The organism is Sabulicella flocculans, from assembly GCF_045449635.1.
Lineage (GTDB): Bacteria > Pseudomonadota > Alphaproteobacteria > Acetobacterales > Acetobacteraceae > Roseococcus.
In genome coordinates this window covers 145,950-160,620 of record NZ_JBJJBR010000001.1, presented here as the reverse complement: position 1 = coordinate 160,620, position 14,671 = coordinate 145,950, and the positions used below count along the sequence as shown (strand labels likewise).

General features: G+C 68.4%; 14 protein-coding genes and 2 tRNA genes. All 16 read right to left on the bottom strand.

The genetic code is table 11. The features are described from left to right. Position 1: 1 nt before the first annotated feature. Positions 2-1,912 carry an NADH-quinone oxidoreductase subunit L gene (nuoL, locus tag ACI6QG_RS00855; protein ID WP_407022663.1) on the bottom strand — a complete coding sequence of 637 codons (1,911 nt, stop codon included), beginning with the start codon at positions 1,910-1,912 and terminating at the stop codon, positions 2-4. Positions 1,913-1,916: 4 nt separating this feature from the next. Further along, positions 1,917-2,228, bottom strand: coding sequence for an NADH-quinone oxidoreductase subunit NuoK (gene nuoK, locus ACI6QG_RS00850; protein WP_407022662.1), 312 nt, complete (start codon positions 2,226-2,228; stop codon positions 1,917-1,919). Continuing rightward, positions 2,228-2,905 carry an NADH-quinone oxidoreductase subunit J gene (locus tag ACI6QG_RS00845; protein ID WP_407022661.1) on the bottom strand — a complete coding sequence of 226 codons (678 nt, stop codon included), beginning with the start codon at positions 2,903-2,905 and terminating at the stop codon, positions 2,228-2,230. Before ACI6QG_RS00845 ends, nuoK begins: the two co-directional genes overlap by 1 nt. Continuing rightward, positions 2,902-3,390 carry an NADH-quinone oxidoreductase subunit NuoI gene (gene nuoI / locus ACI6QG_RS00840; protein ID WP_407022660.1) on the bottom strand — a complete coding sequence of 163 codons (489 nt, stop codon included), beginning with the start codon at positions 3,388-3,390 and terminating at the stop codon, positions 2,902-2,904. Before nuoI ends, ACI6QG_RS00845 begins: the two co-directional genes overlap by 4 nt. Next, a complete protein-coding gene (nuoH, locus tag ACI6QG_RS00835) occupies positions 3,387-4,397 on the bottom strand; it encodes an NADH-quinone oxidoreductase subunit NuoH (RefSeq protein ID WP_407022659.1) in 1,011 nt (336 codons plus the stop codon). Before nuoH ends, nuoI begins: the two co-directional genes overlap by 4 nt. A gap of 4 nt (positions 4,398-4,401) precedes the next feature. Beyond that, positions 4,402-6,408, bottom strand: a complete 2,007-nt coding sequence (gene nuoG / locus ACI6QG_RS00830; RefSeq protein WP_407022658.1) for an NADH-quinone oxidoreductase subunit NuoG — start codon at positions 6,406-6,408, stop codon at positions 4,402-4,404. 6 nt (positions 6,409-6,414) lie between these two features. Then, a complete protein-coding gene (nuoF, locus tag ACI6QG_RS00825; RefSeq protein ID WP_407022657.1) occupies positions 6,415-7,704 on the bottom strand; it encodes an NADH-quinone oxidoreductase subunit NuoF in 1,290 nt (429 codons plus the stop codon). A gap of 3 nt (positions 7,705-7,707) precedes the next feature. Continuing rightward, positions 7,708-8,265 (bottom strand): complex I 24 kDa subunit family protein, encoded by a 558-nt coding sequence (locus ACI6QG_RS00820; protein WP_407023038.1) that lies wholly within the window; start codon positions 8,263-8,265, stop codon positions 7,708-7,710. A 146-nt stretch (positions 8,266-8,411) separates the two neighbouring features. Further along, complete coding sequence (locus ACI6QG_RS00815) at positions 8,412-9,653, bottom strand: NADH-quinone oxidoreductase subunit D (protein WP_407022656.1); 1,242 nt, start codon at positions 9,651-9,653, stop codon at positions 8,412-8,414. Continuing rightward, positions 9,650-10,273, bottom strand: a complete 624-nt coding sequence (locus ACI6QG_RS00810; RefSeq protein ID WP_407022655.1) for an NADH-quinone oxidoreductase subunit C — start codon at positions 10,271-10,273, stop codon at positions 9,650-9,652. Before ACI6QG_RS00810 ends, ACI6QG_RS00815 begins: the two co-directional genes overlap by 4 nt. Next, the gene (locus tag ACI6QG_RS00805; protein WP_407022654.1) at positions 10,266-10,847 is read right to left on the bottom strand and encodes a NuoB/complex I 20 kDa subunit family protein; all 582 of its coding nucleotides are present in this window, start codon (positions 10,845-10,847) and stop codon (positions 10,266-10,268) included. The genes ACI6QG_RS00810 and ACI6QG_RS00805 overlap by 8 nt, the downstream gene beginning before the upstream one ends. Further along, positions 10,817-11,185, bottom strand: coding sequence for an NADH-quinone oxidoreductase subunit A (locus tag ACI6QG_RS00800; protein WP_407022653.1), 369 nt, complete (start codon positions 11,183-11,185; stop codon positions 10,817-10,819). Before ACI6QG_RS00800 ends, ACI6QG_RS00805 begins: the two co-directional genes overlap by 31 nt. Positions 11,186-11,356: 171 nt before the next feature. Continuing rightward, a tRNA-Asp gene (locus ACI6QG_RS00795) sits at positions 11,357-11,433 on the bottom strand. A gap of 62 nt (positions 11,434-11,495) precedes the next feature. Beyond that, positions 11,496-11,571, bottom strand: a tRNA-Val gene (locus tag ACI6QG_RS00790). A gap of 151 nt (positions 11,572-11,722) precedes the next feature. Next, on the bottom strand, positions 11,723-11,998 hold the full coding sequence (locus tag ACI6QG_RS00785) for an HU family DNA-binding protein (protein ID WP_407022652.1): 276 nt from the start codon (positions 11,996-11,998) through the stop codon (positions 11,723-11,725). A gap of 195 nt (positions 11,999-12,193) precedes the next feature. Beyond that, positions 12,194-14,590 carry an endopeptidase La gene (gene lon, locus ACI6QG_RS00780; RefSeq protein ID WP_407022651.1) on the bottom strand — a complete coding sequence of 799 codons (2,397 nt, stop codon included), beginning with the start codon at positions 14,588-14,590 and terminating at the stop codon, positions 12,194-12,196. Positions 14,591-14,671 lie beyond the last annotated feature (81 nt).

Here is a 14,671-nt window from a genome sequence, read left to right as displayed (position 1 = left end):
GTCAGCGGCCCAGCAGGAAGAGGGAGATGAAGAGGACGAGGCCGATGATCATCGCGAAGGCGTAGTTCGCCACCCGCCCCGTCTGGATGCGCGCGACGCCGCGCGCGGTGCCCGCCACGGCCGCGGCGGCGCCGTTGGGCATGCCGTCGATGATGCGCACGTCGCCGACCTGCCAGAACACCCGCGCCAGGCGCTTCGCCGGCTGCACGAAGATGCGGTCGTACAGCTCGTCGAAGTACCACTTGTTCAGCAGGAAGCGGTACAGCCCGGGCACCGCGGCGGCGATGCGCCCCGGCACCTGCGGCAGGAAGCCGTAGAGCAGCACCGCCAGCAGGATGCCCGACACCGCGGTGACCTTCGCCACCGTCGGCACCCAGTGGGGGGCGTGGTGCAGCGCCTCCATCATGTGCTTGGCCGGCAGGTTGAAGATGGCGCCGTTCCAGAACTGCTCCTGCAGGTCGCCGATGAAGTAGGGCGCGAAGGTGAAGCCAGTGGCGATGGCGCCGACCGAGAGCAGCAGCAGTGGCACCAGCATCACCGCCGGGCTCTCATGCACGTGCGCCATGGTGTGGTGGTCGGCGCGCGGCTTGCCGTGGAAGGTCAGGATCAGCAGCCGCCAGGAATAGAAGGCGGTGAGGAAGGCGGCCAGGATGCCGCAGGCGAAGGCGTAGGTGCCCACCCCGGTCTGCGCGGCGATCGCGCCTTCCAGGATGGCGTCCTTGGAGTAGTAGCCGGCGAAGATCGGGATGCCCGCCAGCGCCAGCGAGCCGATCCACATCACCGCGTAGGTGACGGGGATCTTCTTCCAGATGCCACCCATGCGGCGGATGTCCTGCTCGTCGCTCATCGCGTGGATGACGGAGCCCGCGCCCAGGAACAGCAGCGCCTTGAAGAAGGCGTGGGTAAACAGGTGGAACATCGCCGCCTGGTACAGCCCCACCCCTGCGGCGAAGAACATGTAGCCCAGCTGCGAGCAGGTGGAGTAGGCGATGATGCGCTTGATGTCGTTCTGCACGCAGCCGATGGTCGCGGCGAACAGCGCGGTGGAGGCGCCCACCACCGTGACGACGGACAGCGCCACCGGCGCGTACTCCATCACCGGCGACATGCGGCACATCAGGAACACGCCCGCCGTCACCATCGTCGCCGCATGGATCAGCGCGGAGACGGGTGTCGGCCCCTCCATCGCGTCCGGCAGCCAGGTGTGCAGGCCGAGCTGCGCCGACTTGCCCATGGCGCCCAGGAACAGCAGCACGCCGATCAGCTCCATCGCCGGCAGGCCGGCGAAGGTGTCGCCCGCGCGCGCCGAGGCGGCGGCGAAGATGGCGTCGAACTCCAGCGTGCCGAACACGTAGAAGGTGAGCGCCATGCCGAGCATGAAGGCGACGTCGCCGACGCGGTTGACGATGAAGGCCTTCATCGCCGCGGCGTTCGCGCTCTCCTTCTCGTACCAGTAGCCGATCAGCAGGTAGCTCGCGAGGCCCACGCCCTCCCAGCCGAAGAACAGCTGCACCAGGTTGTCCGCCGTCACCAGCATCAGCATCATGAAGGTGAACAGGCTGAGGTAGGCGAAGAAGCGCGAGGGCGTCGCGTCGTGCGACATGTAGCCGATCGAATAGAGGTGGATCAGCGTTGAGATGACGGTGATCATCCCCACCATCACCGCGCTCAGCGTGTCGTAGCGCAGCGCCCAGGCGAACTCCAGCTCGCCCACGTCCATCCAGGTCAGCAGCACCTCGGTGGCGGGCTGGCCACCCATCGCCACCTGCGCGAAGGCCGAGACGCCGCAGGCGGCGGCGAGCGCCATGCAGACCACGGTGGACCACATGGCCGCGCGGTCGCCGATCCAGCGGCCCAGGAAGCCGCTGATGGTGGCACCCAGCAGCGGGAAGAAGACGGCACCGACGAACATGCGCCTAGCCCTTCAGGGTCGAGACGTCCTCGACCTCGATGGTTCCGCGGTTGCGGAAGTAGATGACGAGGATGGCCAGGCCGATCGCGGCCTCGGCCGCGGCGACGGTCAGGATGAACATGGCGAAGACCTGGCCGGCCAGGTCGTCCAGCCGCGCGCTGAACGCCACGAGGTTCAGGTTCACCGAAAGCAGGATCAGCTCGATCGACATCAGGATGACGATGACGTTCTTGCGGTTCATGAAGATGCCGAAGACGCCCAGCACGAAGAGGATGGCCGCCACCGTCAGGTAGTGGCCCAGCCCGATGGTCAGCATCAGTGGTGCCCCCCCTCGTGCGCCACCTGCTTGGGCTCGGGCGCCGGCGGCAGCGGCCGCAAGATCTCCCCGCGCGCGATGCCCGCGCCCAGGGCCGGCTGCGCCATCGCCAGCTTGGAGGAACGCGCGATCTGCGCCGCGATGTCCTGGCGCTTCGAGTTTGCCGGCTTGTCGCGCAGCGTCAGCACGATGGCGCCGATCATCGCCACCAGCAGGATCATGCCGGCCGCCTGGAACAGGAAGATGTAGTCCGTGTAGATCAGCCGCCCCAGCGCCTCGGTGTTGGAGACGCCGGGCGGTGCCGGCGACAGGCGCAGGTCCGCCGCCTCGGGCGCGAAGTTCCAGGCGCCCAGCACCAGCAGCAGCTCCAGGAACAGGATGCCGCCGATGACGGCGCCGAAGGGGGCGTAGCGCTGGAAGCCCTCGCGCAGCCGCGCGAAGTCCACGTCCAGCATCATCACCACGAACAGGAACAGCACCGCGACGGCGCCGACATAGACGATGACCAGGATCATCGCCAGGAACTCGGCGCCCGCCAGCAGGAACAGCCCCGCCGCGTTGAAGAAGGCGAGGATGAGGTAGAGCACCGAATGCACGGGGTTGCGCGACGTCACCACCATGACGGCGGAGGCGACGAGGATGCCCGCGAAGGCGTAGAAGGCGAATGCGGCGATCATCGGTAGGGCGCGTCCAGCCGCAGGCGCTCGGCCAGCACCGGCTCCCAGCGGTCGCCATTCGCCAGCAGGCGGTCCTTGTCGTACATCAGCTCCTCGCGGTTCTCCACGGCGAACTCCAGGTTCGGGCCTTCCACGATGGCGTCCACCGGGCAGGCTTCCTCGCAGAGGCCGCAGTAGATGCACTTCGTCATGTCGATGTCGTAGCGCGTGGTGCGGCGGCTGCCATCCGCGCGCGGCTCGGCCTCGATGGTGATGGCCTGGGCGGGGCACACCGCCTCGCACAGCTTGCAGGCGATGCAGCGCTCCTCGCCATTCGGGTAGCGGCGCAGCCCGTGCTCGCCCTTGAAGCGCGGCGAGAGCGGCGACTTCTCATGCGGGTAGTTGATGGTCGCCTTGGGGCGGAACATCTGGCGCAGCGTCAGCATCATCCCGCCGACGATCTCCGTCAGCAGGAAGGAGCGCGCGAAGCGGTCGAGCGTCGTCATGCCGGAAGCAGCCCCGTGAGCTTGAGGAAGGCGGCGGTCAGCACCAGCCAGACCAGCGAGAAGGGCAGGAACACCTTCCAGCCCAGCCGCATCAACTGGTCATAGCGGTAGCGCGGGAAGGTCGCGCGCGACCAGAGGAAGAAGAACAGCACCAGCGCCACCTTCAGCGCGAACCAGATCGGCCCGGGCACCCAGGTGAAGGGCTCGATGTGCAGCGGCGGCAGCCAGCCGCCCATGAACAGGATGACGCAGAGCGCGCTCATCAGGATCATGTTGGCGTATTCGCCGAGGAAGAACAGCGCGAAGCTCATCGAGGAGTATTCGACGAAGAAGCCCGCCACCAGCTCGCTCTCGCCTTCCGGAAGGTCGAAGGGGGCGCGGTTGGTCTCGGCCAGGGCGCTGATGAAGAAGATCACGAACATCGGGAAGAGCGGGATGGCGAACCACAGGTTCTCCTGCGCCCGCACCACCTCCGTCAAGTTCAGCGAGCCGACGCAGAGCAGCACCGTGACGATGACGAAGCCGATGGACACCTCATAGGACACCATCTGCGCCGCCGAGCGCAGCGCGCCCAGGAAGGCATACTTCGAGTTGGACGCCCAGCCGGCGATGATGATGCCGTAGACGCCGAGGCTGCTGATGGCGAAGAGGTAGAGCACGCCCACATTGATGTCGGCGATCGCCCAGCCATCATTCACCGGGATCACCGCCCAGGCCAGCATCGCCAGCACGAAGGTCAGCATTGGCGCGGCGATGAACAGCAGGCGCGAGGCGCCGGAAGGAATGATGGTTTCCTTCATCAGCATCTTCAGCGCGTCGGCGAAGGGCTGCAGCAGGCCGAAGGGCCCGACCACGTTCGGCCCCTTGCGCATCTGCATCGCCGCCAGGACCTTGCGCTCGGCCCAGGTGAGGTAGGCGACGGCAATCAGCACCGGCACCAGCAGGGCCAGCGCCTGCGCCACCGTCAGCGCCAGGATGCCCAGCGGCGAGTTGAGGAACTCCGTCATCGCCTCACTCCGCCGCCTGCGGCAGGATCACCTGCACGCATTCCGCCATCACCTCGCTGGCGCGGGTGATCGGGTCCACCTGCCAGTAATTGCCGAAGAACGGCGCGAAGGGCGCGGCATCCAGCGCGCCGCCACCGGCCGGACCGGCATCATCGGTGCAGCCGGCCACCGGCCCCTGGTCGATGCGCGCGAAGGCCGGGTGCTGCGCCACCATCTCGGCGCGCAGCGCGTCGAGCGTGTCGAAGGGCAGCGTCACGCCCAGGAATTGCGAGGCGGCGCGGATGATCTTCCAATCCTCCCGCGCCTCGCCCGGCGGCATGGTGGCCAGGCGGCCCTTCTGCACGCGCCCCTCCGTGTTGGCGTAGAGGCCGTCCTTCTCGGTATAGGCCGCGCCAGGCAGGATCACGTCGGCGCGCGCGGCGCCGCGGTCGCCATGGTGGCCCTGGTAGATCACGAAAGTGCCGGGCGCCGCGTCCACCGCATCCGCCGCCAGCAGCCACAGCGCCTGCACCGCGCCCTGCGCCATCGCCGCCGCATCCGGCGCACCGGCACCGGGCACGAAGCCGACATCCAATGCCCCGACCTGGCCGCCGAAATGGTGCAGCAGGTTGAAGCCGTGCCAATCCTCGCGCAGCGCATTCGCCGTCCGCGCCAGCTCCCAGGCCGCCGCCAGCACCGCCGCGCCATCCGGCCGCGCCAGCGCGCCGCGGCCCAGCAGCACCATCGGCTTCTGCGCGCCCTCCAGGAAGCGCGCGGCGGCGGCGATGTCCTGCGGCCCCTCGCCCAGCTTCTCGGCGGCGTAGGTCAGCTCCGCATTCGGGCCGACCATGCCGACGCGGAAGCCGCCGGCCAGCCAGCGCCGGCGGATGCGCGCGTTCAGCACCGGCGATTCCACGCGCGGGTTGCTGCCGATGATCACCAGCGCATCGGCCTCGTCCACGCCGGCGATGCCGCTGTTGAAGAGGTAGAAGTCGGGCCGCGACGCATCCAGCTTCGCGCCGTCCTGCCGCGCGTCATGCGCCGTGGAGCCCAGCGCGTTCAGCATCGCCTTCAGCGCGAAGAGGCTCTCGGCATCGCAGGTGTCGCCGGCGATGGCGCCCAGCGTCCTGCCCTGCACGCCCTGCACCACGGCCTGGAAGGCCTCGGCCCAGCTTGCCGGCACCAGCTTGCCGTCGCGCCGCACCCAGGGCCGGTCCAGCCGGCGGCGCTTCAGCCCGTCCACCGCGAAGCGCGAGCGGTCGCCCAGCCATTCCTCGTTCACCGCGTCGTTCTGGCGCGGCAGCACGCGCAGCACCTCGCCCGCGCGGGTGTCCACGCGGATGGGCGCGCCCAGCGCGTCCAGTACGTCCACGCTGTCGGTCTTCGCCACTTCCCAGGGCCGCGTCACGAAGGCGTAGGGGCGGCTGGTCAGCGCGCCGACGGGGCAGATGTCAATGAGGTTGCCGGAAAGCTCGGTGGTCAGCGCCTTCTCGATGTAGGTGCCGATCTCCATGCTCTCGCCGCGGCCGGTGGCGCCCATCTCGGGCACGCCGGCCACCTCGGCGCTGAAGCGCACGCAGCGGGTGCAGTGGATGCACCGGTTCATGATGGTCTTGATCAGCGGGCCGACATACTTGTCCTTCACCGCCCGCTTGCCCTCCTCGTACCGCGAGAAGGACTTGCCATAGGCCACCGCCTGGTCCTGCAGGTCGCACTCGCCGCCCTGGTCGCAGATCGGGCAGTCCAGCGGGTGGTTGATCAGCAGGAACTCCATGACGCCGCGCCGCGCCTTCCGCACCACCTCGGTGTCGGTGAAGATCTCCATCCCCTCCATCACCGGATAGGCGCAGGAGGCGATGGGCTTCGGGGCCTTCGCCACCTCCACCAGGCACATGCGGCAATTGCCGGCGACGCTCAGGCGCTCATGGTAGCAGAAGCGCGGGATCTCCTTGCCCGCGGCCTCGCAGGCCTGCAGCGCGGAGGCGCCGTTGGGCACCTCCACCTCGATGCCGTCCACCTTGACCTTGGCCATCGCGCCTTACTCCGCGGCCAGGGGCAGGCCCCGGCGCTCCTTGATGCGTCGTTCCATCTCGGGCCGGAAGTGGCGGATCAGGCCCTGGATCGGCCAGGCGGCGGCGTCGCCCAGGGCGCAGATCGTGTGCCCCTCCACCTGACGCGTCACCTGCTCGAGGACGTCGATCTCCTCCAGCTCCGCCTCGCCGCGCACCATGCGGTCCATCACCCGCTTCATCCAGCCGGTGCCCTCGCGGCAGGGGGTGCACTGGCCGCAGCTCTCGTGCTTGTAGAAATGCGCCAGCCGCGCGATGGCGCGCACCACGTCGGTGCTCTTGTCCATCACGATCACGCCCGCCGTGCCCAGGCCCGAGCGGTGCTCGCGCAGCGCGTCGAAATCCATCAGCACGTCGTCGCAGATGTGCTTGGGCAGCAGCGGCACCGAGGACCCGCCGGGAATCACCGCCAGCAGGTTGTCCCAGCCGCCGCGCACGCCGCCGGCGTAGCGCTCGATCAGCTCGCGCAGCGGGATGCTCATCTCGGCTTCCACGTTGCAGGGCTTGTTCACGTGGCCGGAGATGCAGAACACCTTGGTGCCCGCGTTCTTCGGCCGCCCGAAGCCGGCGAACCAGCCGGCGCCGCGGCGCAGGATGGTCGGCACCACGGCGATGGTCTCGACGTTGTTCACCGTGGTCGGGCAGCCATACAGCCCCACCGCCGCCGGGAAGGGCGGCTTCAGGCGGGGCATGCCCTTCTTGCCCTCCAGCGATTCGATCAGCGCGGTCTCCTCGCCGCAGATGTAGGCGCCGGCGCCGCGATGCACGTAGAGGTCGAAGTCGTAGCCCGAACCGGCGGCGTTCCTGCCCAGCAGCCCGGCCTCATAGGCCTCGGCGATGGCGGCTTCCAGCACCATCGCCTCGTTGTAGTACTCGCCGCGGATGTAGATGTAGCCCGCCACCGCGTTCATCGCGAAGCCGGCGATCAGGCAGCCCTCGATCAGCTTCTGCGGGTCGTGGCGGATGATGTCGCGGTCCTTGCAGGTGCCGGGCTCGGACTCGTCGGCGTTCACCACCAGGTAGGCCGGGCGGCCGTCGCTGGCCTTGGGCATGAAGGACCACTTCATGCCGGTCGGGAAGCCGGCGCCGCCGCGGCCGCGCAGGCCGGAGTTCTTCACCTCCTCGATGATCCAGTCGCGGCCCTTGGCGATGAAGCCGGCCGTGCCGTCCCAGTCGCCGCGCATCTGCGCGTCGCGCAGGTTGAAGGGCTGGGTGCCGTAGAGGTTGGTGAAGATGCGGTCCTTGTCGGAAAGCGCCATGGCTCAGCCCTCCTCCGCGCCGGTCAGCGTGTTCGGCCCGCCCTCGGGCGCGCTGGTCTGCCGGCCGATGCTGCTGCCATGCGGCGGCCGCTCGCCGCGCTTCAGCGCCTCGATCAGCTCCACCGTGCGGGCGTAGTCCAGGTCCTCGTAGTAGTCGTCATCCACCTGCAGGATCGGCGCGTTCACGCAGGCGCCCAGGCACTCCACCTCGGTCAGGGTGAAGTTGCCATCCGCGCTGGTGTCGCCATAGCCCTTCAGCCCGCCCGCATCCTTGCAGGCGCGCAGCACCTCGTCCGAGCCGCGCAGCATGCAGGGCGTCGTGCCGCACACCTGCAGGTGGTAGCGGCCGATCGGCTTGGTGTTGAACATCAGGTAGAAGGTCGCGACCTCGTAGACGCGGATCGCCGGCATGCCCAGGCGCTCGGCGATCACGTCCATCGCCACCTTCGGCACCCAGGCGCTGCCGGTGGCGCGGCCCATCTGCTTCTGCACCACGTAGAGCAGCGGGATCACCGCGCTGGCCTGCTTGCCGGCCGGGTAGCGCGCGATGAACTTGGCCACCTCGCGCTCGCTCTCCTCGTCGAAAGCGAAGTGCGTGGGCTGCTCGGCATGCGCCTTGCCTTGGGCATGGGTGGCCGCGAAGCCGCCGCCCGGCCCCTGCTGCGCCAGGCTCTCCGAGGAGCGCTGGTTCTGGCCCTTCTCGCCGCTCACCGGTCGATCTCCCCGAACACGATGTCCAGGCTGCCGATCACCGCCACGGCATCCGCCAGCATGTGCCCCTTGCTCAGCGCCTCCATCGCCTGGAGGTGCGCGAAGCCGGGCGCACGGATCTTGCAGCGATAGGGCTTGTTGGTGCCGTCGCTGACGAGGAAGACGCCGAACTCGCCCTTGGGCGCCTCGGTCACGGTGTAGGTCTGGCCGGCGGGCACGTGGTAGCCTTCGGTGTAGAGCTTGAAGTGATGGATCAGCGCCTCCATCGAGCGCTTCATGTCGGCGCGCTTCGGCGGGCTGATCTTGCTGTCGGCGATCTTCACCGGCCCCTCGGGCATCTTGTCCAGGCATTGCAGCACGATGGACAGAGACTGCCGCATCTCCGCCATGCGGATCAGGTAGCGGTCGTAGCAATCGCCGTTGCGGCCGACCGGCACCTCGAACTCGACCTCGTGGTACATGTCGTAGGGCTGGCTCTTGCGCAGGTCCCACGCGACGCCGGAGGCGCGGATGTTGGGGCCCGAGAAGCCCCAGGCCATCGCCTGCTCCGCCGTCATCACGCCGATGTCCACGGTGCGCTGCTTGAAGATGCGGTTCTCCGTCAGCAGCCCTTCCAGCTCATCCAGGAACTTCGGGAACTGCGCGGCCCAGGCGCGGATCTTCGGCTCCAGCTCCGCGGGGATGTCCTTCGCCACCCCGCCGGCGCGGAAGTAGTTGACGTGGTAGTGCGATCCACCCGTCATCTCGTACATCTCGAGCAGGTGCTCGCGCTGCTCGAAGCCCCACAGCGCCGGGGTGATGGCGCCGCAATCCAGCGCGTAGGTCGTCACGTTCAGCAGGTGGTTCATGATGCGCGTGAGTTCCGCGAACATCGTGCGGATCCAGCGCGCGCGCGGCGGCACCATCTCCTCGATGCCCAGCAGCTTCTCCTGCGCCAGCACGAAGGGGTGCTCCATGCACATGGGCGAGACGTAGTCCAGGCGGTCGAAATAGGGGTTCGCCTGGATGTAGGTCTTGTGCTCGATCAGCTTCTCGGTGCCGCGGTGCAGCAGGCCGATATGCGGGTCGGCGCGCTCCACCACCTCGCCCTTCATCTCGAGGATGAGGCGCAGCACGCCGTGCGCCGCCGGGTGCTGCGGGCCGAAGTTGATGGTGTGGCTGTCCACCTGCACGGTGCGCAGGTGCTCCTGCGGGCCGGCGCCGGGGGTGTCGTCCAGCACGGTCGTCGTGACGCTCATTCCTTTGGCGCCTCAATCCTGTTCAGGTGGACCTTCTCGTCGCCAGGAAGCGTGGTCATCGCCTCCCAGGGGCTGAGGAAGTCGAAGTCGCGGAAATCCTGCGTCAGCTTCACCGGCTCGTAGACCACGCGCCCGGCCTCGGCGTCGTAGCGGACCTCGCTGAAGCCGGTCAGCGGGAAGTCCTTGCGCAGCGGGTGCCCCTCGAAGCCGTAGTCGGTCAGCAGGCGGCGCAGATCCGTCAGCCCGGCGAAGGTGATGCCGAACATGTCCCAGGCCTCGCGCTCGAACCAGGTGGCGGAGGGCCACAGGGCGGAGACGCTGGGCACCGGCTGCGCCTCGTCGGTGGGGACCACCACCGTCACGCGCGCGTTCCGCGTCAGCGACAGCAGGTTGTAGACCACGTCGAAGCGCTCGGGGCGCGAGGGGTGGTCCACGCCGCAGATGTCCATGCACTGCGCGAAGTCCAGCTCGGGCGCGTCGCGCAGCAGCAGCATCAGCGCCGGCAGCGCGGCGCGCGTGGTGTGCAGCACCAGCTCCCGGCCGCTGTTGGCGCGGGCGTAATCGACCGGAAGGCGGTCGGCGATGGCGGCCTTGATGGCGGCTTCCAGCGCGTCAACCACGGAGGATGGTCCCCGTCCGGCGGATCTTCTTCTGCAGCTGGAGGATGCCGTAGACCAGCGCCTCCGCCGTCGGCGGGCAACCGGGCACGTAGACATCCACCGGCACCACGCGGTCGCAGCCGCGCACCACCGCGTAGGAGTAGTGGTAGTAGCCGCCGCCATTGGCGCAGGAGCCCATGGAGATCACCCAGCGCGGCTCGCTCATCTGGTCGTAGACCTTGCGCAGCGCCGGGGCCATCTTGTTGGTCAGCGTGCCGGCCACGATCATCACGTCGCTCTGCCGCGGCGAGCCGCGCGGGATGATGCCGAAGCGGTCGAGGTCGTAGCGCGCCATGTAGGCGTGGATCATCGGCACGGCGCAGCACGCCAGGCCGAAGGTCATCGGCCACAGGCTGCCGGTGCGCGCCCAGTTCACCACCTTGTCCAGGCTAGCGACGACGAAGCCCTTGTCCTCGATCTCGCCGGTCACGGCCTTGATGACGGCGTCCTGCTGGGCGCCGGGCGCCAGCGCGTCCTTGTTCCAGGCGAGATCGCTCATCCCGCTCACTCCCAATCCAGGGCGCCCTTGCGCCATTCGTAGATGAAGCCGACCGTCAGCACGCCCAAGAAGCCCATCATGGAGAAGAAGCCCAGCCAGCCGATCTCGCCCAGGCTGACCGCCCAGGGGAACAGGAAGGCCACCTCCAGGTCGAAGATGATGAACAGGATGGCCACCAGGTAGAACCGCACGTCGAAGCGGCGGCGGGTGTCGTCGAAGGGTTCGAAGCCGCATTCGTAGGCCGAGAGCTTCTCCGCGTTCGGCTTCTGCCGCGCCACCAGCAGCGAGCCGCCGACCATCGCCGCGGCGATGCCGGCCGCGATTCCCAGGAAGACCAGGATGGGGAAATACTCGGCGAGCAGGGGCTGGTTCATCCTCGGTCCACCTTGCCTTCAGGCATGCGCGTGCACGGGATTTCCGCACCCCGCGATTGCGGCGCACCATACGCCCGAACGCCGGCCGCCGCCATAGGGAGACAGGGGGAAATTCCTTACGGCACCAACAACTTGCGGTGCCGAAACCGGACCGGCGATGTCGGGAAACACTGGCGCGAGTGACGGGGCTCGAACCCGCGACCTCCGGCGTGACAGGCCGGCGCTCTAACCGACTGAGCTACACCCGCGCAGCGTGGACCGGCGTTTACGGCCCCTGATCGCCCCTGTCAACGCGGGCGGCGGGCAAAAATGGTGGGCGCTGACGGGATCGAACCGCCGACATCCTGCGTGTAAAGCAGGCGCTCTCCCAGCTGAGCTAAGCGCCCCGATGCGTGGCATCGGCGACCAGCCCATACCACGCCCCCGCCGGCGCTGCCCAGGGCAATGGCGGCTGCCGGCGGCCACCCGCAGCCGGCCGGCGCGGGCACAAAAAAAGCCGGCCCGAAGGCCGGCTTCGCGGGTGGCGCGCGAGGCGCCTCAGTTCACCGCGTCCTTCAGGCCCTTGCCGGCCTTGAAGCGGACGGTGGTGGAGGCGGGGATCTTGATCTCCTCGCCCGTGCGGGGATTGCGGCCCTTGCCAGCCTTGCGCTTGGAGGTCGAGAAGGTGCCGAAGCCGACCAGCCGGACCTCGCCGCCCTTCTTCGACAGCGCCTTGGTGATGGCCTCGAACACCGCGTCCAGCACCTCGCCGGCCTTGGCCTTCGACATCTCGCCGGTATCGGCGACCACCGCCACCAGATCCTGCTTGTTCATCGGGAATACCTCCCCCTTCTGTGGGCCCGTGCCGGCGGGGGCCGATTCCTCCGCGCGGCGATCGCGGGACACTAATCGCCAGATTCCGGCCGCGTCAACCAAAGCATGCGCCATTTCCCAAGGAAAACCGCCGCTTTGCGCCCAACCCCCTGAATCGGAAAGGGAGGGAGCCGCAGCCCCCTCCCCCTCTCCGGCTCAGTGCGGGCGGACGCCGGTTTCCGGCGCCGCCGCGGCGGGCGGCACCTCCTCCGGCTCCACCCAGGTGATCGCCTCGGGCGGGCGCACCAGCGCCTGGGCGATCACCTCGTCCACATGGGCCACCGGCAGCACCTTGATGGCCTTCTTCACGCTGTCTGGGATCTCGGCCAAGTCCTTCTCGTTCTCCTTCGGGATGAAGACGGTGGTGATGCCCGCGCGCAGCGCGGCCAGCAGCTTCTCCTTCAGCCCGCCGATCGGCAGCACCCGGCCGCGCAGCGTGATCTCGCCCGTCATCGCCACGTCGCGCCGCACCGGGATGCCGGTCAGCACCGAGACGATGCTCGTCGCCATCGCGATGCCCGCGCTGGGGCCATCCTTCGGCGTCGCGCCCTCGGGCACGTGCACGTGGATGTCGCGCTTCTCGAACAGCGTCGGCTTCAGGCCGAACTGCACGGAACGCGAGCGCACGTAGGACAGCGCGGCGCTCACGCTTTCCTTCATCACGTCGCCCAGCTGGCCGGTGGGCTTCACGTTGCCCTTCCCCGGCACCACCACGGACTCGATGGACAGGATGTCGCCGCCCACTTCCGTCCAGGCCAGGCCGGTGACGACGCCCACCTGGTCCTCGCTCTCGGCCTCGCCGTAGCGGAACTTGCGCACCCCGGCATACTTGTCGAGGTTCTTGCGCGTCATCGCGACCTTCTTGGCCTTCTTGGAGACGATCTCCTTCACCGCCTTGCGCGCCAGCCCGCCCAGCTCGCGCTCCAGGTTCCGCACGCCGGCCTCGCGCGTGTAGTAGCGCACCATGTCGCGGATGGCGTCCTCGTGGATGGTCCACTCGCCGGCCTTCAGCCCGTTGGCCTCCGTCACCTTGGGGATCAGGTGGCGCTTGGCGATCTCCACCTTCTCCTCCTCGGTGTAGCCGGGGATGCGGATGATCTCCATGCGGTCCAGCAGCGGCTGGGGCATGCGCAGGCTGTTGGCGGTGGTGACGAACATCACGTCCGACAGGTCGTAGTCCACCTCCAGGTAGTGGTCGCCGAAGGTGCCGTTCTGCTCGGGGTCCAGCACCTCCAGCAGCGCGCTCGACGGGTCGCCGCGCCAGTCGGCGCCCAGCTTGTCGATCTCGTCCAGCAGGAACAGCGGGTTGGAGGTCTTGGCCTTCTTCATCCCCTGGATGACCTTGCCCGGCATGGAGCCGATGTAGGTCCGCCGGTGGCCGCGGATCTCCGCCTCGTCGCGCACGCCGCCCAGGCTCATGCGCACGAAGTTGCGCCCCGTCGCCTTGGCGATGGACTTGCCCAGGCTGGTCTTGCCCACGCCGGGCGGGCCGACCAGGCACAGGATGGGGCCGCGGATCTTCCGCGACCTGGACTGCACCGCCAGGTACTCGATGATGCGCTCCTTGACCTTCTCCAGCCCGTAGTGGTCGGCGTCGAGCACCGCCTCGGCCTTGACGATGTCGTTGCGGACGACGGACTTCTTCTTCCAGGGGATGGACAGGATCCAGTCGAGGTAATTGCGGACCACCGTCGCCTCGGCGCTCATCGGGCTCATGGAGCGCAGCTTCTTCAGCTCGCCCAGCGCCTTCTCCCGCGCCTCCTTGCTCAGCTTGGTGGCGTTGATGCGCGCCTCCAGCTCGGCGGCCTCGTCCTTGCCGTCCTCGCCCTCGCCCAGCTCCTTCTGGATCGCCTTCAGCTGCTCGTTCAGGTAGTACTCGCGCTGGGTCTTCTCCATCTGCCGCTTCACGCGGTTGCGGATGCGCTTCTCCACCTGCAGCACGCTCATCTCGCCCTCCATGTGGGCGAAGACGCGCTCCAGCCGCTGCGCGATGCCGGAGGCCTCGAGCAGCTCCTGCTTCTCGGGGATCTTGATGGACAGGTGGGAGGCGACGGTGTCCGCCAGCTTGCCCGCGTCCTCGATCTGGTTGACCGAGACCAGCACCTCCGGCGCGATCTTCTTGTTGAGCTTGATGTAGCTCTCGAACTGCGAGACGACGGAGCGCATCAGCGCCTCCACCTCGCGCTTCTCGGCCTGCGGCTCCTCGATCACCTCGGCGAAGGCCTCGAAGTGGCTTTCCGTCTCCTTGAAGCCGGCGATGCGGGCGCGCTTGCCGCCCTCCACCAGCACCTTCACCGTGCCGTCGGGAAGCTTCAGCAGCTGCAGCACGGTGGACACGGTGCCGACCTCGTAGAGGTCCTTGGCGCCGGGGTCGTCCTGGGCGGCGTTCTTCTGCGCCACCAACAGGATCTGCTTGTCGTCCGTCATCACCGCTTCCAGCGCGCGCACGGACTTCTCCCGGCCCACGAAGAGCGGGACGATCATGTGCGGGAAGACGACGATGTCCCGCAGCGGCAGCACGGGCAGCAACTCGCCGCGGATGGTTTCCGTCATGGGGACCTCTCAGGGGACAGTCGGCCGGCAGGCGCCCGGAAACGGCACGCCCCGCACGGCCACGGTTTCGCATTCACCATT

Excerpts from the sequence above, each read along its gene's own strand:
- ACI6QG_RS00785 (WP_407022652.1), bottom strand. The coding sequence starts at position 11,998 with ATGAACAAGCAGGATCTGGTGGCGGTGGTCGCCGATACCGGCGAGATG.
- nuoF (WP_407022657.1), bottom strand. The coding sequence starts at position 7,704 with ATGGCGCTTTCCGACAAGGACCGCATCTTCACCAACCTCTACGGCACC.
- ACI6QG_RS00805 (WP_407022654.1), bottom strand. The coding sequence starts at position 10,847 with ATGGCGCAAGGGCGCCCTGGATTGGGAGTGAGCGGGATGAGCGATCTC.
- ACI6QG_RS00845 (WP_407022661.1), bottom strand. The coding sequence starts at position 2,905 with ATGATCGCCGCATTCGCCTTCTACGCCTTCGCGGGCATCCTCGTCGCC.
- ACI6QG_RS00815 (WP_407022656.1), bottom strand. The coding sequence starts at position 9,653 with ATGAGCGTCACGACGACCGTGCTGGACGACACCCCCGGCGCCGGCCCG.
- nuoH (WP_407022659.1), bottom strand. The coding sequence starts at position 4,397 with ATGACGGAGTTCCTCAACTCGCCGCTGGGCATCCTGGCGCTGACGGTG.
- nuoL (WP_407022663.1), bottom strand. The coding sequence starts at position 1,912 with ATGTTCGTCGGTGCCGTCTTCTTCCCGCTGCTGGGTGCCACCATCAGC.
- nuoI (WP_407022660.1), bottom strand. The coding sequence starts at position 3,390 with ATGACGACGCTCGACCGCTTCGCGCGCTCCTTCCTGCTGACGGAGATC.
- ACI6QG_RS00800 (WP_407022653.1), bottom strand. The coding sequence starts at position 11,185 with ATGAACCAGCCCCTGCTCGCCGAGTATTTCCCCATCCTGGTCTTCCTG.
- nuoG (WP_407022658.1), bottom strand. The coding sequence starts at position 6,408 with ATGGCCAAGGTCAAGGTGGACGGCATCGAGGTGGAGGTGCCCAACGGC.
- nuoK (WP_407022662.1), bottom strand. The coding sequence starts at position 2,228 with ATGCTGACCATCGGGCTGGGCCACTACCTGACGGTGGCGGCCATCCTC.
- lon (WP_407022651.1), bottom strand. The coding sequence starts at position 14,590 with ATGACGGAAACCATCCGCGGCGAGTTGCTGCCCGTGCTGCCGCTGCGG.